This is a genomic window from Bacillus sp. FSL W7-1360 (assembly GCF_038592975.1).
GTDB lineage: Bacteria > Bacillota > Bacilli > Bacillales > Bacillaceae_D > Shouchella > Shouchella lonarensis.
This window is the reverse complement of the sequence record NZ_CP151950.1, coordinates 1,316,398-1,338,262: the sequence shown is the minus strand read 5'-3', so window position 1 is coordinate 1,338,262 and position 21,865 is coordinate 1,316,398. Positions and strand designations below refer to the sequence as shown.

The 21,865-nt window shown below is 44.3% G+C and carries 24 protein-coding genes and 1 pseudogene; all 25 read left to right on the top strand.

Annotation, left to right across the window (positions count from 1 at the left end; translation table 11 throughout):
• The first annotated feature begins 9 nt into the window (after nucleotides 1-9).
• Complete coding sequence (locus NSQ26_RS06665; RefSeq protein ID WP_090775566.1) at nucleotides 10-633, top strand: YphA family membrane protein; 624 nt, start codon at nucleotides 10-12, stop codon at nucleotides 631-633.
• A 65-nt stretch (nucleotides 634-698) separates the two neighbouring features.
• Nucleotides 699-2,009, top strand: a complete 1,311-nt coding sequence (gene der, locus NSQ26_RS06660; RefSeq protein WP_090775567.1) for a ribosome biogenesis GTPase Der — start codon at nucleotides 699-701, stop codon at nucleotides 2,007-2,009.
• A gap of 21 nt (nucleotides 2,010-2,030) precedes the next feature.
• Complete coding sequence (plsY, locus tag NSQ26_RS06655) at nucleotides 2,031-2,648, top strand: glycerol-3-phosphate 1-O-acyltransferase PlsY (RefSeq protein WP_090775568.1); 618 nt, start codon at nucleotides 2,031-2,033, stop codon at nucleotides 2,646-2,648.
• Between the two features lie 12 nt (nucleotides 2,649-2,660).
• The gene (locus NSQ26_RS06650) at nucleotides 2,661-3,680 is read left to right on the top strand and encodes an NAD(P)H-dependent glycerol-3-phosphate dehydrogenase (protein ID WP_090775569.1); all 1,020 of its coding nucleotides are present in this window, start codon (nucleotides 2,661-2,663) and stop codon (nucleotides 3,678-3,680) included.
• 76 nt (nucleotides 3,681-3,756) lie between these two features.
• The gene (locus NSQ26_RS06645) at nucleotides 3,757-4,023 is read left to right on the top strand and encodes a stage VI sporulation protein F (RefSeq protein ID WP_090775570.1); all 267 of its coding nucleotides are present in this window, start codon (nucleotides 3,757-3,759) and stop codon (nucleotides 4,021-4,023) included.
• Nucleotides 4,024-4,224: 201 nt separating this feature from the next.
• A complete protein-coding gene (locus tag NSQ26_RS06640; protein WP_090775571.1) occupies nucleotides 4,225-4,428 on the top strand; it encodes a DUF2768 domain-containing protein in 204 nt (67 codons plus the stop codon).
• A 24-nt stretch (nucleotides 4,429-4,452) separates the two neighbouring features.
• Complete coding sequence (locus NSQ26_RS06635; RefSeq protein WP_499719865.1) at nucleotides 4,453-5,178, top strand: YphF family lipoprotein; 726 nt, start codon at nucleotides 4,453-4,455, stop codon at nucleotides 5,176-5,178.
• Nucleotides 5,179-5,401: 223 nt separating this feature from the next.
• Complete coding sequence (spoIVA, locus tag NSQ26_RS06630; protein WP_090775573.1) at nucleotides 5,402-6,880, top strand: stage IV sporulation protein A; 1,479 nt, start codon at nucleotides 5,402-5,404, stop codon at nucleotides 6,878-6,880.
• 156 nt (nucleotides 6,881-7,036) lie between these two features.
• Nucleotides 7,037-7,594 carry a GTP cyclohydrolase I FolE gene (folE, locus tag NSQ26_RS06625; protein ID WP_499719863.1) on the top strand — a complete coding sequence of 186 codons (558 nt, stop codon included), beginning with the start codon at nucleotides 7,037-7,039 and terminating at the stop codon, nucleotides 7,592-7,594.
• Nucleotides 7,595-7,676: 82 nt separating this feature from the next.
• The gene (locus NSQ26_RS06620; protein WP_499719861.1) at nucleotides 7,677-8,435 is read left to right on the top strand and encodes a heptaprenyl diphosphate synthase component 1; all 759 of its coding nucleotides are present in this window, start codon (nucleotides 7,677-7,679) and stop codon (nucleotides 8,433-8,435) included.
• Nucleotides 8,436-9,155, top strand: coding sequence for a demethylmenaquinone methyltransferase (locus NSQ26_RS06615; RefSeq protein WP_499719859.1), 720 nt, complete (start codon nucleotides 8,436-8,438; stop codon nucleotides 9,153-9,155). It abuts the gene before it with no gap.
• Nucleotides 9,156-9,170: 15 nt separating this feature from the next.
• Nucleotides 9,171-10,037 carry a UbiA-like polyprenyltransferase gene (locus NSQ26_RS06610; RefSeq protein ID WP_499719858.1) on the top strand — a complete coding sequence of 289 codons (867 nt, stop codon included), beginning with the start codon at nucleotides 9,171-9,173 and terminating at the stop codon, nucleotides 10,035-10,037.
• Nucleotides 10,038-10,064: 27 nt separating this feature from the next.
• Nucleotides 10,065-10,913: a menaquinone biosynthetic enzyme MqnA/MqnD family protein gene (locus NSQ26_RS06605; protein ID WP_499719857.1), complete on the top strand. Its 849-nt coding sequence runs from the start codon at nucleotides 10,065-10,067 to the stop codon at nucleotides 10,911-10,913.
• A 46-nt stretch (nucleotides 10,914-10,959) separates the two neighbouring features.
• On the top strand, nucleotides 10,960-11,931 hold the full coding sequence (gene hepT, locus NSQ26_RS06600) for a heptaprenyl diphosphate synthase component II (protein WP_090775578.1): 972 nt from the start codon (nucleotides 10,960-10,962) through the stop codon (nucleotides 11,929-11,931).
• Between the two features lie 165 nt (nucleotides 11,932-12,096).
• Nucleotides 12,097-12,540 carry a nucleoside-diphosphate kinase gene (ndk, locus tag NSQ26_RS06595; protein ID WP_499719855.1) on the top strand — a complete coding sequence of 148 codons (444 nt, stop codon included), beginning with the start codon at nucleotides 12,097-12,099 and terminating at the stop codon, nucleotides 12,538-12,540.
• Nucleotides 12,541-12,654: 114 nt separating this feature from the next.
• Nucleotides 12,655-12,789: a hypothetical protein gene (locus NSQ26_RS06590; RefSeq protein ID WP_499719854.1), complete on the top strand. Its 135-nt coding sequence runs from the start codon at nucleotides 12,655-12,657 to the stop codon at nucleotides 12,787-12,789.
• A gap of 83 nt (nucleotides 12,790-12,872) precedes the next feature.
• Entirely contained in the window at nucleotides 12,873-14,009 is a 1,137-nt protein-coding gene (gene tnpB / locus NSQ26_RS06585) for an IS200/IS605 family element RNA-guided endonuclease TnpB (RefSeq protein WP_499719852.1), read from the top strand.
• Between the two features lie 155 nt (nucleotides 14,010-14,164).
• A pseudogene (locus NSQ26_RS06580) lies at nucleotides 14,165-14,800 on the top strand (AAA family ATPase); the annotation flags it as partial.
• A 27-nt stretch (nucleotides 14,801-14,827) separates the two neighbouring features.
• The gene (aroC, locus tag NSQ26_RS06575) at nucleotides 14,828-16,000 is read left to right on the top strand and encodes a chorismate synthase (protein ID WP_499719851.1); all 1,173 of its coding nucleotides are present in this window, start codon (nucleotides 14,828-14,830) and stop codon (nucleotides 15,998-16,000) included.
• Nucleotides 16,001-16,002: 2 nt separating this feature from the next.
• The gene (gene aroB, locus NSQ26_RS06570) at nucleotides 16,003-17,085 is read left to right on the top strand and encodes a 3-dehydroquinate synthase (protein WP_499719849.1); all 1,083 of its coding nucleotides are present in this window, start codon (nucleotides 16,003-16,005) and stop codon (nucleotides 17,083-17,085) included.
• A 2-nt stretch (nucleotides 17,086-17,087) separates the two neighbouring features.
• Nucleotides 17,088-18,380: a 3-phosphoshikimate 1-carboxyvinyltransferase gene (aroA, locus tag NSQ26_RS06565; protein ID WP_499719848.1), complete on the top strand. Its 1,293-nt coding sequence runs from the start codon at nucleotides 17,088-17,090 to the stop codon at nucleotides 18,378-18,380.
• Nucleotides 18,381-18,652: 272 nt separating this feature from the next.
• A complete protein-coding gene (locus tag NSQ26_RS06560) occupies nucleotides 18,653-19,921 on the top strand; it encodes a tetratricopeptide repeat protein (RefSeq protein WP_499719999.1) in 1,269 nt (422 codons plus the stop codon).
• Between the two features lie 130 nt (nucleotides 19,922-20,051).
• Nucleotides 20,052-20,588, top strand: coding sequence for a ReoY family proteolytic degradation factor (locus NSQ26_RS06555; RefSeq protein ID WP_499719847.1), 537 nt, complete (start codon nucleotides 20,052-20,054; stop codon nucleotides 20,586-20,588).
• A gap of 122 nt (nucleotides 20,589-20,710) precedes the next feature.
• Complete coding sequence (locus tag NSQ26_RS06550) at nucleotides 20,711-21,169, top strand: YpiF family protein (protein ID WP_499719845.1); 459 nt, start codon at nucleotides 20,711-20,713, stop codon at nucleotides 21,167-21,169.
• Nucleotides 21,170-21,365: 196 nt separating this feature from the next.
• Nucleotides 21,366-21,863, top strand: coding sequence for a Rieske (2Fe-2S) protein (locus tag NSQ26_RS06545; protein ID WP_499719843.1), 498 nt, complete (start codon nucleotides 21,366-21,368; stop codon nucleotides 21,861-21,863).
• Nucleotides 21,864-21,865: the final 2 nt, after the last annotated feature.

Genomic DNA, 21,865 nt, shown 5'->3' with positions numbered 1-21,865 from the left:
GTGCCTTGGGTGGATGGGACATTGGTGTACTGGTTGGGCTGGTTTGTATGGGTGATCGGAACGTTCTTTTTACAAAAGAGTCAACAAAGAATATTGCTTTGTATGTGTGTGCTTGCTTTACTGGCTTTTTTACCGTGGGTTATTTCGTTTGGGACATGGTCAATTAGTCTTGGGTATGTGTTCTCACTTAGTGTTGGTTATTTATTTTTACGGACATTTTCCTTTAAACAATTGCTTCATACGTGGTTTGTCACGATGTGTATTGCGGGTGCGTATATAGGGATTTTTGTGCTGATTCAAAATGATCCTGTGTTGTTATTGATAGATTTTCCTTATATTGTCATGTGTTGTATGCTCATTGTGGCATTTTTGTTAGCAAAGAAAACGACCATTCGTTTATGTAGTATTGCTATAGGCATGCTACATGGGGAGGCGGTGCAGGCATACATCATTGGACAGCAAGGTTACATGTATACAGTTGGATCACTTGCTTTTTTTGATATATGGGCTATGTCTTTGGTAAGTGGGGCAAGTCTTTCTTTTGTCTTTTTCTTAATAGAAGTGTTAAAACAGCGTGTGCAGAGAACGACCAATCCATCAGTAAAGAGGATAGACAAGCATGCATCAGTTTAGTAAAATGAAAAGGTTAGTACCCAATTGAGTTTATAGAGTAGTGGGAGAAAGGTAGTGAAGGAACGTTGAAACCTGTTGTTGCGATTGTCGGTCGCCCAAACGTAGGAAAATCAACAATATTCAATCGTGTTGTAGGAGAACGTGTTGCGATTGTAGAAGATTTACCAGGGGTGACGCGAGATCGATTGTATAGTAAGGGCGAGTGGTTAAATCAGGAATTTTATGTCATTGATACAGGCGGAATTGAAATTGGTGATGAACCACTGCTCGTCCAAATGCGTCATCAAGCAGAGATTGCTATTGAGGAAGCACATGTCATCATTTTCATGGTCAATGGTCGTGAAGGTGTCACTGCAGCAGATCAAGAAGTGGCCAATTTGTTATTTCGTTCGAAAAAGCCAGTGGTATTAGCGGTAAATAAAGTCGATAATCCTGAAATGCGCGATAGTTTATATGATTTTTATGCACTTGGTATGGGGGAACCGTATGGCATTTCTGGATCGCATGGGTTGGGCATAGGTGATCTTTTAGATGCGGTCATCGCACACTTCCCATCTGACCAGGAAGAAGAGATACGAGAAGATACGATTCAAATGGCACTGATTGGACGTCCGAATGTTGGGAAATCTTCTCTTGTGAACGCATTACTCGGCGAGGAACGCGTGATTGTGAGTCAAATTCCTGGTACGACGCGGGATGCGATTGATACGTCATTTACACGTGATGGACAAGATTATGTTGTGATTGACACTGCTGGGATGCGTAAACGTGGGAAAGTTTATGAGGCAACAGAGAAATATAGTGTCCTTCGGTCGTTAAAGGCGATTGAACGTGCCAATGTCGTGTTAATTGTTTTAAATGGGGAAGAAGGCATTATTGAGCAAGACAAGAAAATTGCTGGTTATGCACATGAAGCGGGGCGGGCCATTGTCATTGTCGTAAACAAATGGGACGCTGTTGAAAAAGACGAAAAGACCATGCAGGAATTTGAAAAAGACATTCGGACAGAATTTCAATTTTTATCTTATGCCCCGATCTGTTTTCTGTCAGCAAAAACGAAGCAACGTGTTCATTTGCTGTTGCCGCAAGTACAAAAAGTAGCTGAAAATCATCATTTACGTGTTCAAACACACATATTAAATGATATGATCATGGATGCTGTTGCGATGAATCCTACACCTACTGACAAAGGCAAAAGGTTAAAGATTAATTATGTGACACAAGTAGCAGTCGGGCCACCTACTTTTATATTTTTTGTCAACGATCCGGCGTTGTTGCATTTTTCGTATAGGCGTTTTTTAGAAAACCGTCTACGGGCAACATTTACATTTGAAGGGACACCGATTCATATTATCGCTCGAAAAAAGAACGACTAATCATTTATAGGGGGAAAATAAGTGATCATTGCGCTTGTCGTTACGATTTTTTTAGGCTATCTGTTAGGGTCGATCAGTTTTAGTTATCTTTTAGCAAAGCACTTGCGAAAAATTGATATTCGGACGTCTGGTAGCGGAAACGCCGGTGCGACGAATACACTTCGGGTCCTTGGTGTGGGCCCAGCAATTACTGTATTGGTATTAGATATTTTAAAAGGGGTTGTCCCAGTCTGGGTTGCATTACTGTGGGTGGGGGAGAGCAGTCCTGTTATCCCAGCGCTTGCCGGCTTGGCAGCAATTATTGGACATAACTGGCCGGTTTTCTTTCACTTTCGTGGTGGGAAAGGTGTGGCGACAACGATTGGGGTACTTGCGACATTACTCTTTTATCCGTCCTTCATCGCAGGCTGTATTGCAATTATTAGTATTGTCGTGACGCGTTATGTGTCACTCGGATCATTATTGTTTGGCATCATGACTCCGGTCATGGCTTGGTGTTTACTGCCGTTTCGTTTTTATCCATATGAGTATATTTTTTTGTCGATGTTGCTAATGATCGTTTCTCTATGGCGTCATCGTGAAAATGTGAGTCGTCTTTTATCAGGAACAGAAAATAAGATAGGGAAAAAACAGATGTAGGGAGTGGTAATCATGACAAAAATCGCGGTCATTGGTGCAGGTAGTTGGGGTAGTGCGCTTGCACTTGTGTTGGCAGATAATGGTCATGAGGTGCGTTTGCATGCAAGACGAGAAGATCAAGTTGATGAGATGAACCAGTGTCATACAAATGAATCTTATTTGCCTGGGGTTGTGTTTCCGGCATCGATTCGAGCTTATACAAAGATGAAAGAAGTACTGCAAGGAGTAAGTGTTGTTTTAATTGCGGTGCCAACAAAGGCAATGAGGGAAACGATGCGCGCACTTTTGCCTAGTTTAGCAGAAGACGCAATGGTCATTCATGCAAGTAAGGGGATTGAACCAGTGACGCATAAGCGTGTATCGGAAATCATTGCTGAAGAAGATAAACAGATGAAAAAAATTGCTCATATTGCCGTGTTGTCTGGACCAAGCCATGCAGAAGAAGTAGCTTTGCGTCAACCGACAACTGTCACAGTGGCTTCAGAAAATATTGAGGCAGCACAGTTTGCCCAAAATTTGTTTATGAACAAGCAATTTCGTGTCTATACAAATCCCGACCTCATCGGTGTTGAGATGGGCGGTGCGTTAAAAAACATTATTGCGCTTGTGTGTGGGATAACAAATGGCTTAGGTTTAGGTGATAACACAAAAGCAGCAATTATGACGCGTGGTCTTGCAGAGATGAGTAGACTCGGTGTACATATGGGTGCAAACCCGCTTACTTTTTCTGGGTTATCTGGTTTAGGCGATCTCATTGTGACATGTACAAGTGTGCACTCTCGTAATTGGCGGGCTGGCCGTATGATTGGTGAGGGGTTGTCTATGGACGAGGTGCTGGCGCAAATGGGGATGGTTGTCGAAGGCGTTCGCACGACAAAAGCAGCGTACGAATTGGCACAAGAGAAAGGTGTGGAGATGCCGTTAACAGAGGCGCTCAATTCTGTGTTGTTTGAAGGAGTGACACCGCAAGAAGCAACAGAACAGTTAATGGCGCGTATGCGCACACATGAGGTAGAAACGTTATTTGAATGAACGTAAGGACGTTTTGGGCACCATTTTAGCCCTTCTGCATACGATAAGGAGAAACATCGTAGGAAGGGGGATAATCATGTTTAAAAAGAATGACTCATTTTTTGATGAGGTGCAAAAGGAAACAAAAGTAAATCCGCAAGAACTGTTACAATTGGCAAGTACAGTGAGCAAAGCAAATTTAAAAGATGAAGGTACAATTAGAAAGCTCATTCATCGGGTTGCGTCATTGGCAAATAAGCCGGTTTCTCGCGAAAAAGAAGATAAAATTGTTGAAGCGATTTTAAACAATGATATGCCAGCAGATCTGTCTTCTCTTGGGAAAATGTTTAATAGCAAAAAGTGATTTTGCTTATACATCTCTGACATGGTCAAACGTCCAAGCCAAATGTTGTAGCCTGCATATACTTTAATAGAGCACCTACTACTAAAAAGGGCATTAGCAAAAAGGATTTAGTCAAGCCAGGAGCAGAATGCCCCATTCTGTTCCTGGCTCTCCTTTTTTTGCCCATATTTATGTTATAATGACGAGGATGGGGGTGTGAAGATGTCTCAAGCAATGTTGAATATGTACATATCGTTTGTTGGTTTATTATTAATGTTTATTTCAGCAGGCACTGCGTTATGGGCGCGGACAAAGTTATCTGGGTTAGCCGCGAAAATGGTTCTGACAGTTTCTTTTTGCTGTTTGCTCATTGCAGGTGTCATTGTATTTTATATTGTTGTTGGTGGACCAACGTCAAAAGCATAGTCTATAAGAGAAAGAGGTGGATCAATGAAGGATCGACTAAAGCTTGTTTTTGCTAGTTTATGTATCGTGTTGTTTAGTGGCTGTTTTTTCCCGAATGAGCAGCGGGTTGAAAACCAAATAACCTATCCGGATCAATTAGCGAGTGTTCAAACGGCCATTGAGCAATTTCAAGTAGACAACGGAGGATTGCCCATTCGGACGTTCGATGAGTCGATCCCGATGTATCACCGTTATGTCATTGACTTTAGTCAATTGGTTCCACGGTATATGCAGACCCCTCCAGGAACGGCGTTTGAGAACGGGGGGACACATCAGTATGTGCTTGTCAACGTAGAGGACGATCCGCAAGTAAAAGTGATTGACTTAACGAGTGTGAAGGTCATTCGTGAACTACAAGAACGGGTGCGCGATTATCGTCGGGCGCATACATACGCACCTGTTGAGGAGACACTTGATCAAGGATTATTTACATTAGACTTTGAGGCTTTGGGATATGAAGAAGCTCCTTACGTGCAAAGTCCGTATCATGAGACAATCCGCTTGCCATTGTTATACACGAACGAAGGCGATGTGGTCATTGATTATAAGATGGATTTAACAATGTATATGCAGGATGCTGCTGAGATTCCTGAAGAAGGCATTGATTTACGTCCATTATTATACGAAGAGTCTCCGTATGCCCCGGCACATTCTGTCCCGTATTCCCTTGATAAAGAAGGAGAAATCATCTATGATCGCGGTTTAGAGTGAGTCCGAGTATAAGTGAAAAACAAGGTCTATTTTGCCTTTTTCGTTGATACACTATCAATGGAAGGGGCATTTTTTGTATCGCCTCCCATCTCGTATGGGGTGCAGGGCGAAAAAATTTCCATGCAGTTAGTCATAATAAATGGACAATGTCATAGACATGGTAGTGGTTAGAGCTTGGGAGACTCGGCTGCATCAATTTTACTTGACATGGGAGGGGATCTTGTTGGAGAAGATAGATATCTTTAAAGATATCGCAGAGCGAACGGGTGGCGATATTTACTTAGGGGTTGTGGGCGCTGTTCGCACTGGAAAATCAACATTTATTAAAAAGTTCATGGAGCTTGTTGTATTACCAAATATTGAAAATGAAGCGGATAAGGTTCGCGCGCAAGATGAACTACCACAATCTGCTGCAGGCAGAACGATTATGACGACAGAGCCGAAATTTGTCCCAAATCAAGCGGTGTCGATTCATGTAGATGAAGGGCTGGATGTAAATATTCGTCTGGTGGATTGTGTTGGTTATGCTGTACCCGGGGCGAAAGGGTATGAGGATGAAAATGGACCAAGAATGATTCACACACCGTGGTATGAGGAGCCAATTCCTTTCCAAGAAGCTGCAGAAATTGGCACGCGAAAGGTCATTCAAGAGCACTCTACTCTTGGGGTTGTCATTACGACAGATGGCACCATCGGAGAGATTCCTCGATCAGAATATGTTGAGTCTGAAGCACGTGTCGTTGAGGAATTAAAAGAGGTTGGCAAACCGTTCATTATGGTCGTTAATAGTATCAGACCACATCACCCTGAGACAGAGCAGCTGCGGATGTCTTTAGCAGAAGAGTATGACATCCCTGTGCTAGCTATGAGCATTGAAGCGATGAGCGATTATGATATTAATAGTGTATTACGAGAAGTGTTGTTCGAATTCCCAGTGCATGAAGTGAATGTCAATTTACCAAGCTGGGTGATGGTACTAAAGAGTGATCACTGGCTTCGAGAAAACTATGAGCAGTCTGTTCGTGAGACAGTGAAAGATATTAAGCGGCTTCGTGATGTAGATCGGGTTGTAAGTCACTTTGGAGAGTTTGAGTTTATTGAAGAAGCAAGGTTAGCTGGGATTGAAATGGGGCAAGGGATTGCAGAAATTGATTTGTATGCGCCAGATGAGTTGTATGAGCAAGTGTTGAAAGAAGTGGTTGGTGTAGAAATTCGCGGTAAAGACCATCTCCTTTCATTGATGCAAGATTTTGCCCATGCGAAGTCTGAATATGATCAAGTGTCTGATGCATTACGGATGGTCAAACAAACAGGGTACGGGATTGCTGCACCGGCACTGTCGGAGATGAGTTTAGATGAACCAGAAATTATTCGCCAAGGATCACGCTTTGGTGTCCGGTTAAGAGCAGTTGCACCATCGATTCATATGGTGAAAGTCGATGTTGAATCAGAGTTTGCACCAATTATCGGTACAGAAAAGCAGAGCGAGGAATTGGTTCGTTATTTGATGCAAGACTTTGAGGAAAATCCGCTCTCAATTTGGAACTCTGACATTTTTGGCCGTTCCCTCAATTCAATTGTGAGAGAAGGGATTTCTGCCAAGCTGTCATTGATGCCAGAAAATGCCCGCTACAAACTGAAAGAGACGTTAGAGAGAATCATTAACGAAGGGTCAGGTGGTTTAATTGCCATCATCTTATAAAAAACCCGGAGCAAGAAAAAACTCATTGCACACGCGATGAGTTCTTTTTGCTTTTCTGGCGTTCTTTTGCTACGATTTAGAAGGAGCTTTAGATAGATCAGATGTCAGATTTCTGTCCTCTGATCTCTGATTTCTGATTTGATGGAGGGGCAAAGGATGATCAACCACGATAAACTACAACAGGCCGTAAAAATGATTTTAGAGGCGGTCGGAGAAGACCCAGACCGAGAAGGACTGAAAGATACACCAAAGCGGGTAGCGAAGATGTATGGAGAAATGTTTAGCGGTCTTTATGAAGATCCATCAGAGCATTTAAAAACGGTGTTTGCTGAATCGCATGAAGAACTTGTTCTTGTAAAAGATATTCCCTTTTATTCGATGTGTGAACATCATTTGGTTCCTTTTTTTGGAAAGGCACATATTGCGTATATTCCAAGCAATGGTATTGTCACTGGCTTGAGTAAATTGGCACGCACAGTCGATACTGTGGCACGTCGCCCCCAAGTACAAGAGCGGATGACAAAAACGTTGGCTGATACATTCATGCAAGCGTTGCAGCCTCAAGGCGTGATGGTCATTGTATCAGCCGAGCATATGTGTATGTCTATGCGTGGGATACAAAAGCCGGGCGCAAAAACGGTCACAACGGCCGTACGAGGGATGTTTGAAGAGGATGCGACAGCACGAGCAGAAGTATTGAATCTGGTACAGTAAGATGAATGTCAGTGCATCATGATTTTGATGTCAGTGCACAGTCACCATGTGCTATAATGAAGATGTAGAGAGGATAAGAAGGATGACTAAAAAAGAGACACCTGAGCAAGTATCTGCGATGTTGGTACAAGCATTTGAGAAATTGGTTCATCATGGTGATTTAAAAGTGATAACCGAAGATGTCTCACCAGACCCGTGGTTACTATGGCTGCTATATACTGTGTTATGTGAAAAGATGCCACAAGTACGTGCGCAAGGGATTACACTGGCAGCGAGTTGTGTGGAAGCAGGCGGAGACATTCACGAGCAAGTCTCATTACAAGATCGCTTATCAGATGAGGAAAAAAGGGAGCGACAGTTATATGTATTAGCGGGCGATTATTGTAGTGCGCTATACTACAAGGCTTTAGCGGCAGTAAATGCATTTGATATGATTGCGTTATTCGGATGTACGCTACAACAAATTTATGAACAAAAAATGACAAGTTACATGAACGAGACGGTCTCTTTTGACACAAGACTTGCACAGGTGAGGGATGTGCGTTCCCTTTTGACAAGAGAGATTTTAAAGCAAGTCGGTCAAGAGGCGTATGAGGGATTATTTGTAGATTATATTTTGCTTTCAGCGATGTTGAAAGAGGAGTCAGCAATTCATACACATGCGCATACACCATTGCGACTAGCATTAGCACAAGAGCGTTCATTAGATATTCAAGCAGCGGTATGGCACGAAACGAAGATCGCGATTTGTACACGACTACGCACATATGCACAAGCATTCCCACAATTTATGCCAGCGATTACAGCCATGATGGTCATATGTGAGAAGGAGCTGCATTAAATGAAACAAACAAAAGAAGCGCGTGTCCATGAAGTCTTTCAATCTATTCACAAAAAGTATGATATGATGAATTCAGTCATTAGTTTACAGCGCCATGTTGCATGGCGCAAAGATACGATGAAGCGGATGCAAGTTATGCCGGGGGCATCTGCACTTGATGTGTGTTGCGGAACAGCGGATTGGACGATTTCTTTGGCGAAACAGGTCGGAGAAAAAGGGCGCGTCATTGGCTTGGATTTTAGTGAAAATATGCTTTCGGTTGGGCAAGAAAAAGTCGATGCGTTACGTCTCGATCAAGTTGAGCTTATTTGTGGCAATGCGATGTCATTACCATATCCAGACGACACATTTGATTATGTGACCATTGGGTTTGGTCTTCGGAATGTCCCTGATTATATACAGACATTAAAAGAAATGCGTCGTGTCGTGAAGCCGGGTGGACAAGTCGTATGTTTAGAAACGTCCAAACCAACCATTCCTGTTTTTAAACAACTGTATCTCGTTTATTTTAAGTATATCATGCCGTTCATTGGCAAAGTCTTTGTAAAAAAATATGATGAATACGCGTGGTTACAAGAGTCAACGATGTCGTTCCCAGACCGAAAGAAGTTAGCAGAGATGTTTCGTGAAGCGGGGCTTGTTGATGTGAAAGTAAAAAGTTACACGGGCGGCGTGGCAGCCATGCATGCTGGTTATAAACCGCACAAATGTAAGTCGTAGAGGGGTATCGTTGTTGTGACAAAAATAAAGTCGTTTTTGCGAATGATCAAGATTGAGCATACCATTTTCGCCTTGCCATTTGCTTTTTTAGGCATGATTCTCGGTAGTTTGATGGTGCAGGGACATGTGCCTACTGTTTGGCAATGGTTTTGGGTGACGATGGCCATGATTGGAGCGAGGAGTGCGGCAATGGCTTTGAACCGTGTCATTGACGCAACGTTTGATAAAGACAATCCACGGACAGCGAAGCGAGAAATTCCTGCCGGCAAGTTGACTGCATTTGATACGTGGATCTTCATTACTGCGTCGTTCCTGTTGTTGTTTGTGTCTGCCGCTCAGTTAAACCTTTTATCTGTCATTTTGCTGCCAATCGCAGTCTTTTTTCTCGTTTTCTATTCTTACACAAAGCGGTTTACGTGGTTGTGTCATGTTGTGCTAGGGATGACAATTGGTATCGCGCCATTAGGTGGTTGGGTGGCGGTCACGGGACAACTATCCGTTGCATCGTTTTGTTTGTTCTTTGCAGTGTTATTTTGGCTTGCCGGGTTCGACACTGTGTATGCAACGCAAGATGCAACGTATGACCGGGAGAAAGGTTTACATTCAATTCCGAGCATGTTTGGTGTGAAGCGAGCGCTCTTTATTGCACGGCTGTTTCATGTCATGAGTTTTTGTTTTTTTGTTGCACTATACTTTGTCACACCGTTAAATTGGTTATATGCATTAGGGGTATTATGTACTGGTGTAATTATGATCTACCAGCATGCGATTGTTTCAGAAAACGATTTATCAAAAGTGCAAGTGGCGTTTTTTCCGATGAACGGGACATTAAGTGTTGTGCTGTTTTTGTTTGCACTTGGAGATTTATGGTTGTTCTTTTAATCGTTCATGATGCGAGGAGGGCTGAACATGGCTTTAAAAGTTGGGGAAATTCATTATGCAAATATGCGCCCTTTCTTTGAATATATTGATCGGAACAAGTGTCGCACGGAAGGTATGACATTTATACGTGATGTGCCTGCGCAAGTGAACGAGCATTTGGCAACTGGCGCAGTCGATGTGGCAGCAATCTCATCTTTTTCTTACGGCATGCATGCGAATGAATATGTGTTATTACCTGACTTGTGTGTGAGTAGTGCAGGTGCTGTGCATTCTCTGTTGTTGTTTTCAAAAGTACCATTGCCTTCTCTCTCGGGAAACAAGGTGGCATTGACAACGAGTTCTGAAACAACGGTTCATTTATTAAAGCTCATATTGAAACAGTTTTACCAAGTGGATGTGACTTATCAATTAATGCGTCCGCAATTAAGGGAGATGTTACGTGATCACGAGGCAGCACTGCTTATTGGTGATGATGCGATTGTTGCGCGGGCGCAAAGCATCGCGCCCTATGTATATGACCTCGGTGAACTTTGGTATCAATGGACAGGATTACCGATGACATACGCACTTTTTGCAGTTCGGAAAGCTGTTGCTTACGAGAAATCAACACTCGTTAGTGCGTTGTACAAGCAATTTAGGGAAAGCTATACGGAGGCACGTACGAATGTTTATGCGCAATTAAGTAAAAAGATGGCAACCAATCATCGTGTGGCGCGGCCATTTTGGCAACAATACTTTCGTGACTTATGTTACGAATGGTCAGCACCACAACAAAAAGGACTATTATATTATTTCCAACTTTGTTATGAAGAAGGATTTATACCAAACCGTGTTTCACGTATTGAAGAGTGGGGAACGGTAGGCACACAATCTTGATAAAGAAAAAACGACGCAGTATATGTGCTGCATTAGGGTGGCATTTATGGATTTAGCAAACATTTATAAGCAGTTTCAAGCAGACATTACGTATATTGAGCAAGAACTGACTCGGACCCTTGCTGCACAACACCCTGTTTTGCGAGAAGCAGCGACAGATTTGTTACGTGCGGGTGGAAAGCGGATTCGACCGGTACTCGTATTATTGGCGGGGAAATTTGGCACATATGACCTTGAGCGGCTCACACCCATGGCAGTCGCCCTTGAGTTAATTCATATGGGTTCACTCGTCCATGATGATGTCATTGATCATGCATCTCTTCGCCGTGGGCATCCGACCGTCAAAGCGCGTTGGGATAATCGGGTGGCAATGTACACAGGTAATTATATTTTTGGTCATGCAATTGAAACGACAAAAGTATTTCACGATCAGCGTGTACATATGATTATTTCCAATGCGATGAATGAAATGTGTCGTGGAGAAATTGCACAAATTCATGACCAATATCGCTGGGATCAAAATTTCCGTACATATTTACGCCGTATTAAACGTAAAACGGCGCTGTTAATCGCAGTCAGTTGTGAGCTTGGCGCGATTGCTGCTGGTGCACCGGCACTCGTGCAACAGAAGCTCTATCAATTTGCTTACTTTATCGGCATGTCGTATCAAATTATGGATGACATTTTAGATTTTGTCGGTACAAATGAGCAGCTTGGCAAGCCAGCTGGCGGAGACTTGCGCCAAGGACATATTACATTGCCAACATTGTACGCGCTCCGAACGGACGCGCAGTTAAAAGAAATGTTGCAACGTGAGTTAACGGAACAAACGGCAAGTGACATTAATATGGAACCAATCTTATGGCGAGTGCGTGACTCTGGCGGAATTGACTACGCACAAATGATGAGCGACCGTTATTTACAAAAAGCACACGCTGCTTTACATGCACTGCCAGAGTGCGAGGCAAAAATGTATTTGACACAAGTGGCTGCGTATGTGGCGCGGCGGAAATATTGAGTGGAACCCCGAATCATAAGTGTTCTTTTTAGACAGTAAGGTTCGGGGTGCGTTTCATCCTCTCTCCGTAAAAAATACAACTTTCCCTTGTAAGCGTTTGCCAACTTTGGTATACTTAGAGGCGCTCGTGTAAATTTAACATTTAAAATGAAGTGAGGGAAAAATATGGAACGTACATATGTGATGATTAAGCCAGATGGTGTACAACGTCAATTAATTGGGAACATTGTTTCTCGGTTTGAACAAAAAGGTTTTAAGCTTGTTGCTGGAAAGTTTGTGACATTATCGAAAGAAACAGCCGAGACGCATTATGGTGAGCACCGTGAGCGCCCGTTTTTCGGTGAGTTGGTCGATTTCATTACTTCAGGACCTGTATTTGCAATGGTCTGGGAAGGAGAAAATGTTGTTAAGGTCGCGCGTACGTTGATTGGTGCAACGAACCCAGCAGAAGCAGCGCCGGGAACCATCCGTGGTGATTTGGCTGTGCAAGTAGCGATGAACGTTGTCCATGGCTCGGACTCGGTCGAGAGTGCGAACCGCGAAATTGACATTTTCTTTCGTGCCGATGAATTACAAACGTATACGAAAGCAGGGCAAGAGTGGGTATAATATGACAGACGGAGCACATCTCTTTTAAGAGGTGTGTTTTTTTATGTTCCTGCGGGCAAATTTTGCCGAATCGTGGTACACTCATGTTATTGAACGAGCAGAGGAGAGAGACAATTGAATCAGACAGAGAAAAACCTTTATACATTAGCGGAAAAGCCAACGCTTCAGCTTACAAATTATGATCAAGTTGGTGGCTTGATTCGAAAGATAGAACAACATTCGGGCCCGGGAATGGTCGCAAAGTCGTGATGTTCCTTTCCGGTTGCGAACTCTCGTTCTGTGTTGTATCATCTTAAGTATAAGATGATTTGAGCCAGGAATGAGGTGAGAGGATGAAGCTCGTGCATAAAGCCTATAAGTTTCAAATGTATCCCAACCAGAAGCAAAAAATCCTCATTGGTAAAACCATCGGATGTAGTCGTTTTGTGTTCAACCATTTTTTAGGTCAATGGAACAACACATACAAACAAACAGGCAAAGGATTGACTTACAAATCTTGTTCTGCTGAATTACCGAAGTTGAAGAAGGAATTCGTATGGCTAAAAGAAGTGGACAGCATTGCCTTGCAATCTACTTTGAAAAACCTTGCTGATTCGTTCACCCGATTCTTCAAAAAACAAACGAGTGCACCGCGCTTCAAGTGTAAAAAGAATCGGGTCCAATCGTACACAACAAAGGGAACAAACGGGAATATTGCGATTGTCGGCAACAAAATCAAGTTGCCTAAACTGGGTCTCGTCCGCTTTGCGAAAAGCCGCGAAGTCAAAGGTCGTATCTTAAATGCCACGGTGCGAAGAAACCCCAGTGGCAAGTATTTTGTATCCGTTCTCGCAGAAGTAGAAGTAAAGCCCTTAGAAAAAACAGGCGCTTCTGTTGGTGTTGACTTAGGGATCACCGATTTTGCGATTCTTTCTGACGGGCGCAAGGTTGACAACAACAAGTTCACCGCAGAAATGGAACAGAGATTGAAGCGTGAACAACGGAAGCTGTCACGGCGTGCCTTAAACGCGAAAAAGAACGGTGTAGATCTGTTTGAAGCGAAGAACTACCAGAAACAAAAACAAAAAGTAGCACGCTTACATGAACGCGTATCGAACCAACGCGACGACTTTCTAAATAAGCTGAGTACAGCTATCATCAAAAACCACGATTGTGTCTGTATCGAAGACTTAAATGCGAAAGGCATGTTGCGTAACCATAAATTAGCGAAAAGCATTTCTGACGTGTCGTGGTCTAGCTTTGTGACAAAATTAACATACAAAGCGAAATGGTACGGCAGAGCAGTCATCAAAGTAGGCAGGTGGTATCCATCTAGTCAAACCTGTTCTACTTGCGGTCATAAAGGCGGTAAGAAGTCACTCGACGTTCGGATGTGGATTTGCCAGATGTGTCACACGCACCATGATCGCGATATCAATGCGAGCGTAAACATTCTAACAGAAGGACTACGCTTACAAGCCTTAGCATGACTACGGAATGAGGAACCGTAGGGACTACGGGGATAGCTTGGTAAAGATGAGCAACCGCTGTTAGTACAGACATAGGCTAACAAGTACGCTCTGTTCCCAAGAATCTCCTTCTTCAAGCGTCCGATAGGAAACTGTAAGCAGGAGTAGTTCAAACAACATATAATATCCCATATAAGCGTGGGGTGCTATTATATGGGCCACCGGGGAACGGGAAGACAACATTGGTGAAGTCGATTGCAGGAAGTGTGGAAGCACCCGTCGCCTATTGGCAAATTACTGAATTTACATCTAGTGAAACGATTGATGAAGTGTTTCAAGCGGCGCGTCGCTTAGCACCACTTATTTTGGTGATTGAAGATATTGATTCGATGCCGGATCATGTCCGGTCGTTCTTTTTAAATACACTAGACGGGGCTGCTTCAAAAGAAGGGATTTTCGTCATTGGAACAACGAACTATCCAGATCGAATTGATCCGGGCTTAATGAATCGCGCAGGGCGTTTTGATCGAGCGTACGAGATCCCGCTTCCAGATGAAATGTTGCGAAAAGAGTTTATTGAAAAGCGTGGGTTCCACTTGTTTTGGGATGAACGAGAACGAGAGATACTTGCTGAAAAAACGGATAAGTTTTCGTTTGCGCAAATTGGTGAGTTATATGTGACAGCCGCGATGCATTGGCATCAAACAGGTGGAGCGCATTTAGAAGAAATCATTGCTGGTATGCGGAAAGAGTTAAAGAAAAGTGAAAAGGGCACGTGGTATGAAGTGAAAAGTGGACTAGGGTTTAAATAGACGGTAGCAGGAAGGAGTGGATCACCGGTGCGCTTTTTAACCGCAGGGGAATCACATGGACCACAATTAACGGCAATTGTTGAAGGGGTGCCTGCGGGCCTTACTTTAACTGCCGATGACATTAATGTTGAACTAAAGCGGCGCCAAGGTGGCTATGGTCGTGGACGCCGGATGCAAATTGAACGCGACCAAGTCCAAATCTTAAGCGGTGTGAGACATGGTTTGACAACGGGGGCACCGATTACGTTTGTCGTTGAAAATAAAGACTGGCGCAACTGGCAAGATGTGATGGGTGCTGCGCCGATTACGGAGGAAGAAGCGGGCAAGGTGCGACGTCAAGTGACGCGCCCGCGCCCGGGTCATGCCGATTTGAATGGTGCGGTGAAGTACGGCCATCGTGACATGCGCAATGTGCTCGAGCGTTCTTCGGCGCGAGAAACAACCGTACGTGTCGCGTGCGGAGCGCTTGCAAAAGTATTGTTGCGTGGGTGTGATATCGAAGTTGCCGGGCATGTGTTAGAGATCGGCGGCGTCCAAGCACAAGCGGTTCATTACGATGGGCTTGCGGATTTACAAGCGCGTGCGGAAACGTCGGCGGTACGCTGTTTGGACGTTTCGGCAAGTGCAAAGATGATGGCAGCTATTGATGAAGCGAAGCAAGCAGGTGATTCACTTGGGGGCATCGTTGAAACGGTCGTGTCCGGCGTGCCGATTGGGCTCGGTAGCCATGTTCATTATGACCGTAAATTGGACGGGAAGATTGCCGGTGCCGTTATGAGTATTAATGCGTTTAAAGGCGTTGAGATCGGACTTGGTTTTGCGGCAGCGCGCTTGCCGGGTAGTGAAGTGCACGATGAAATTATATGGGATGAAGAAAATGGCTACACGCGGAAAACGAACCGCCTCGGTGGTTTTGAAGGTGGCATGACCACGGGGATGCCTCTCGTTGTTCGCGGTGTGATGAAGCCAATTCCGACGCTATACAAGCCACTTCAAAGCGTGGACATTGAGACGAAAGCGCCATTTGCGGCGAGTGTGGAACGATCAGACGCTTGTGCGGTTCCTGCGGCTTCCGTCGTTTGTGAAAATGTTGTAGCTTGGGAAGTTGCTTGTGCGTTGCTTGACATGTTTGGTCATGATCAGTTGTCAATCATTCAAGCAGCGGTGAAGCGACATCGCCAAGCCGCAAAGGAGTTTTAATCATGTATACGGTGGACGTAAAGACCACGACAAAAACATACCAAGTGGACATTGCTCAACATATGTTCCGTCAAATGGGGAAAAACATTGAAACATATGCACCGGCGACAACGTATCTCATTGTCACTGATACAGAAGTGGCTAAGAGATATTTACAGACTTTAAAAGACACGTTCAGCCCTGAAAGTCGTGTGTTGACATTTGTGGTGCCTGCAGGGGAACAGTCAAAGTCGTTTGCTCAATATGAAGCAATCCTTACGGATGCATTTTCCAATCAGCTCGACCGTGCGTCTGTCATTGTGGCATTTGGCGGTGGGGTTGTCGGCGATTTGGCCGGTTTTGTTGCTGGTACGTATATGCGCGGCATTCGCTTTGTCCAAGTCCCGACAACATTGCTTGCCCATGATGCGAGTGTCGGTGGCAAAGTGGCGATCAACTTACCTACCGGGAAAAATATCGTCGGTGTTTTTCATCAACCAGAAGCGGTCTTGTTTGACCCGGGTTTGTTGCGATCATTACCGGACAAGGAGTGGCGCTCAGGTTTTGCAGAAATTGTAAAACTTGGTTTCATTGCTGATCGTGACTTTTATAATCGGCTCTGTACCCATGTCACAGCACGTGTTTCCCTATCTGAAGCGGCACAGATGGAAATGATCGCATCTGCCATTCGAATCAAGGCGGCCATTGTTGCTGAAGATGAGCGCGAGCACGGGATTCGCGCATATTTAAATTTTGGTCATACAGTCGGCCATGCCCTTGAGGCTGAGCTTGGTTATGGTGTATTGACGCATGGAGAGGCAGTGGCAGTCGGTATGCGCATTGCGCTCAGCGTCAGTGAAGAATTAGGGGGAGGACAGCTTCCAATTGGATCATTTACAAGTTGGTTTACAAAGCTTGGCTATGATTTGACGTTACCTGCTGACATTGACGTTGATCGTTTGTTGCAGCGTATGCATGCAGATAAAAAAGCGACTGAAGGGCATTTAGTCATGGTATTGCTGTCGGCCGTTGGAGAGGCGTATACGACGGAAGTTGATCCAACTGTTGTGAGAAAACACATTGCAGCAGCTAGAAAAGAGGTGTAAAGATGAATCAAACAGTGTATCCGAATTGCCACGGTTTACGAGGGGCCATCACTGTCCCGGGGGATAAGTCAATTTCTCACCGGGCAGTCATGTTCGGAGCAATCGCAGAAGGTGTGACGACAATTGAAGGTTTTTTACCGAGTGAAGACTGCTTACGAACAGTCGCTTGTTTCCGGGCTTTAGGTGTTAATATTGTGGAAGATGGTTGTCACGTACGTGTTGTTGGTAAAGGATTCGCTGAACTAACGGAACCAACAGTGGTGTTAGACGTCGGAAATTCAGGGACGACGCTCCGTCTTTTGCTGGGGATTTTGGCGGGGCGGCCGTTTCATGCGACGCTCGTCGGTGATGCGTCTATTGCGAGAAGGCCGATGGCACGAGTGACGCGGCCACTAAAAGAAATGGGCGCGACGATTGACGGTCGTAAAGATGGACAATATGCACCGCTCGCACTACGTGGCCGGCAATTAACAGCACACACCTATGCATCACCTGTAGCGAGTGCGCAAGTGAAGTCAGCGTTATTATTTGCGGGTTTGCAAGCGGAAGGAACGACGACGGTATCAGAACCGTATGTGTCGCGCGACCATACGGAGCAAATGCTGAATGCGTTTGGTGTTGAGCTACAGCGTAACGGTCCACACGTATCCGTTAGTGGTGGACAAGCCCTTCAAGCACAAGCGATCAACGTACCGGGCGATATTTCTTCTGCAGCATTTTTCCTAGTAGCAGCAACGCTTGTGCCAAATAGTGAGATCATCCTAAACAATGTTGGCGTAAACCCGACGCGTGCTGGCGTGTTGAATGTATTGAAAGAAATTGGTGGTGAATGGACGCTGAAAGATGAGCAATTGCTCGGTGGCGAGCCCAGAGGAAACATTCATGTTCGCCACGCGGCTCAGTTAAAGCCTTTTCATATCTCTGGTGAACAAATTCCAACGCTTATTGATGAGATCCCAGTTTTGGCAGTACTCGCGACGCAAATCGAAGGAACAAGCGTCATTTGTGATGCGGCAGAGTTGAAAGTAAAAGAAACAAACAGGATTGCGACAGTCATTAGTGAATTAACGAAGCTTGGGGCGCGAATTGAGGAAACAGAAGATGGCATGATCATTTATGGGGGGACGCGACTGCATGGAGGTGTCGTCCAATCTCATGGTGATCATCGTTTAGCGATGGCGCTTGCTGTTGCCGCGCTTATTGCAAAAAAAGAAGTAGTGATTGAAGATAGTGAGGCGGTGGATGTATCGTACCCATCATTTTTCACACATTTGTCTCGGTTATCTTCACGATGAACTTACTAAAAAAGACCCCTTCGTCTGTTTGCGGAGGGGTTTAGCCATAAGCAGCTAATCATGTATGGATAGGAGTGGAGAGAAACCATACGCTACTTAGATCATAAACGAAAGCGCTTACAAAGTCAATAGACATTTTGTAAAAATGTTGGATTTTCTTCAAAGACGACAGAAAATTTATTTCTAAAGGGTAGTAATGGAAAAAAGTTGAATGGTGCTCCTTTTTTACGCTAAAATGAAGAGGGAGTACTTAGATTGAAATGAGAAGGAGAATGTGCGTGACAATAAGAGAGCGTGTATGGCAGGCAATTGAGCAAGGAGATACAGAAGAAGGGTTGCGTATTTTAACGCAAGCAAAACAGACAAATGATCATGAACAACTGTTTTATGTCGCGGAATTGTATCGAGAGCTGGGGCATTTAGAAGAGGCAAAGGAAATAGTGGAGACGCTGCTCGGTTTGTATCCAGATGAAGGATCTCTATATATGTTCGCAGCAGAGATGATGATCGACCTTGATGAAGAGGAAGAGGCCATTGAGCTGTTATTAGAAATTCAAGCAAGTGACCCAAACTTTTTACAAGCACAGTTATTACTTGCTGATTTATACCAATTACAGGCATTGGATGAGGTCGCTGAACAAAAGCTCTTGGCAGCGTATAGAGAAGCACCAGAGGAAATGATTTTAACTTACGCTTTAGGGGAATTTTATCTACAGCAAGGCGCATATAATAAGGCGATCCCTTATTTAAAACGGGCTTTTTATTCGGGAGAGGATTTTGGCACCATTGATGTTGGACTGGCTTTGGCAGAAGCCTACAGTGCTACGGGTCAATTTGAAGAGGCATTGGCATTATATGAGCAAAGCGCTGATGAGAAAAAAATGTCGCCGACAACGATGCATCAATTCGGATTGACGGCGTATCAAGCAAAGGATTATGTCATTGCGATTGAGCAATTGGAAGCAGTAAAAACGCTGGATCCAGATTTTACAAGTGTGTATGCCCCACTGGCTGCAGCATATGAGGCAGAAGGCCGTCTAGATGAAGCGTTAGAAACGGTTAAAACAGGGATGAAACTAGACGAATTCAATGATGCTTTGCCGCTGCTTGCGGGGAGACTTGCATTAAAGAAACAAGCATATGAACAAGCAGAGCCTTACTTACGGCAAGCTATGGCCCTTAATCCGGCTAATGTGGAGGCGCTGCAAGTACTTTCAATGCTGTTACGTGAGCAAGATCGTCCAGAAGAATTACTCGAGTTAATTTCACATGCCCGCGAATTTGAGGAAGTGGATGTACTTTTTACGTGGCACGAAGCATACGCTCATGCAGCGTTAGAACGCTATGATGAGGCGGCAAAGAAGTATGAAGAAGCATATATGTCGTTTCGAGAAGATGGTGACTTTTTAGCCGAGTATGGATTGTTCCTGCTTGAAGAAGGGCAACGCGCGCGTGCGCTGTTATTGTTGAGACAAGCGTTACAGCAAAATTCCGCGCGGACTGATTTAATAGAGGTGATCGCTTCACTTGAAGCAGAGTGAAAAATGTAATTTTGTAAAAAGAAATTGCGGGGGAAAACAGGATTTGCTATCGGAAAAGGCGAATATGTAACCAAGTAAAAAGTAACCGCATCATCGGTGAGCCAACGATCTTTTGGGGGAGGGGAGAACATTGCGTAATATCGTTCCCGTTGTGGATAAAAAGGCATTTTTACGAGGTTTTCTCAAAAAGCATCAGCTGAAACGAAGAGAGTGTTCCTGGTTACTCAATTATTTAATGAATGATGATCAATTAATGGAGAAAGTGCATTTCTTGAGTTGTTGTGAGGGAACACCGAAAGCACTCATTATTTCAGCACAAGGCGTTGATCACATCCCGTTCTCTTTTCGGAAAAACGATCATGTAACGACGGATTGCGAGAAAGCATTTCATGACATCCGCTTGAATCGTACGGAAGAAGTGTATATTGAGTTGCACTTCCCAGACACGGATTCATATGCGCAGTATTTGTCTGTATTAGAAGATAATCCGTATTTTCCTGATACAGAGCGTCTAGATGCTTTGGAGAAGAAAGCGGAGACAGTTTTGACGGAAGCGGTTCGGACCTTCCAGCAAGAGCGGCTCCGAAAAGAAATTGATGAGGCGCTAGATGCGGGGGATAAAGTGGCTTTCATGTTGTTAACAAAAGAATTAAATGCATTGCGATAAGAACGCAAGCAGAGTCCATGAGGGGCTCTGTTTTCATGTGAATAATGGTTGAAAGCACTCCCTCTATCACTTGCTTTTTGTTATACTAAAAGGAGCTGGTAAACAGCGAGAGGGGGATTTAAATGCGGTTTCGAACAGATGACATGGATACATATTTGCAGTCAAAGGATTACGTAGACACGATGATGATTCCGCTTGTGCAAGTGACTTGGCAACAAGATGCAAAGCGCATTGTACAAGCAGCGGAATTTTTAGCGTTGTTAGCAGGAGAAGTGGAGCGCCAGTTCCATGGGCGTATGATGTATTGTCCCGGATTTACATATGCGAGCATGGAGGCGATGAATGACCATGTGGAGCGGTTGAATAAGTGGCGTGAGGAAATGAACGAAGCCGGTTTTAAGCATATACTACTGCTGACGACGGATACTGCATGGAAAGAAGTTGAATCGTCTCTTTCCGGAATGAAACTACTTTTCGTTGCACCGTTGCCGCTAGAAAGTTTGGCGGCACAAGACCGACAAGAAATGTTGTCACAACAAGTGCGGACGTTGTTACCTACATTAATGGAAGTATGGCAATGAGGTTAAAACACAGTTTTTTGTTACGATGTTGAGTATTCTTCTTGACAGAAGGATAACCTGAAGAACAACGGGGTGATCTCGTAACCATATATTGCGTAATGGACGCGCTTATAGTATGATGGATACGTCCTAGTACGTTTGCGCTAATGCGCGTAGCAATGAGCAAAGCTGATTTTAGATGTTAGGAGGGGAAAAAGTGAGCGAGAAGGATCATAAAGTATCGAGACGGCAGTTTTTATCGTATACGCTCACGGGTGTCGGTGGATTTATGGCTGCCGGGATTTTAATGCCAATGGTACGATTTGCCCTAGACCCAGCGTTAAAAGCAGGCGCTGCTGGCGAAGGGGACATGCTGTATGTATGTGATGTCGATGAACTGACGGATCAACCAAAGAAATTCCCGTGGAGTTTTGAACAAGTTGATTCTTGGTATACATCGACGGTGAAAAGTGAGGCGTATATTTACTTAGATGGTGAAGAAATTGTCGCCCTTTCTTCTATTTGTACGCACTTAGGCTGTACAGTCTCGTACGAAGAAGCGAAAAAAGAATTTTTATGCCCATGTCATGGGGGAAGATTTGAACAAGATGGAAAAAATATTGCTGGAACACCACCGACTCGACCGCTTGATGTGTTTGACGTGAAGGTGGAAGAAGGGAAAGTGTACCTCGGTGAGAAGAAGCGAAGAGGATAAGA

Coding starts and splice junctions, on each gene's coding strand:
- NSQ26_RS06650 (WP_090775569.1), top strand. CDS start 2,661: ATGACAAAAATCGCGGTCATTGGTGCAGGTAGTTGGGGTAGTGCGCTT.
- NSQ26_RS06645 (WP_090775570.1), top strand. CDS start 3,757: ATGTTTAAAAAGAATGACTCATTTTTTGATGAGGTGCAAAAGGAAACA.
- NSQ26_RS06640 (WP_090775571.1), top strand. CDS start 4,225: ATGTCTCAAGCAATGTTGAATATGTACATATCGTTTGTTGGTTTATTA.
- NSQ26_RS06635 (WP_499719865.1), top strand. CDS start 4,453: ATGAAGGATCGACTAAAGCTTGTTTTTGCTAGTTTATGTATCGTGTTG.
- folE (WP_499719863.1), top strand. CDS start 7,037: ATGATCAACCACGATAAACTACAACAGGCCGTAAAAATGATTTTAGAG.
- NSQ26_RS06620 (WP_499719861.1), top strand. CDS start 7,677: ATGACTAAAAAAGAGACACCTGAGCAAGTATCTGCGATGTTGGTACAA.
- NSQ26_RS06615 (WP_499719859.1), top strand. CDS start 8,436: ATGAAACAAACAAAAGAAGCGCGTGTCCATGAAGTCTTTCAATCTATT.
- NSQ26_RS06605 (WP_499719857.1), top strand. CDS start 10,065: ATGGCTTTAAAAGTTGGGGAAATTCATTATGCAAATATGCGCCCTTTC.
- hepT (WP_090775578.1), top strand. CDS start 10,960: ATGGATTTAGCAAACATTTATAAGCAGTTTCAAGCAGACATTACGTAT.
- ndk (WP_499719855.1), top strand. CDS start 12,097: ATGGAACGTACATATGTGATGATTAAGCCAGATGGTGTACAACGTCAA.
- tnpB (WP_499719852.1), top strand. CDS start 12,873: ATGAAGCTCGTGCATAAAGCCTATAAGTTTCAAATGTATCCCAACCAG.
- aroB (WP_499719849.1), top strand. CDS start 16,003: ATGTATACGGTGGACGTAAAGACCACGACAAAAACATACCAAGTGGAC.
- aroA (WP_499719848.1), top strand. CDS start 17,088: ATGAATCAAACAGTGTATCCGAATTGCCACGGTTTACGAGGGGCCATC.
- NSQ26_RS06560 (WP_499719999.1), top strand. CDS start 18,653: ATGTGCGTGACAATAAGAGAGCGTGTATGGCAGGCAATTGAGCAAGGA.
- NSQ26_RS06550 (WP_499719845.1), top strand. CDS start 20,711: ATGCGGTTTCGAACAGATGACATGGATACATATTTGCAGTCAAAGGAT.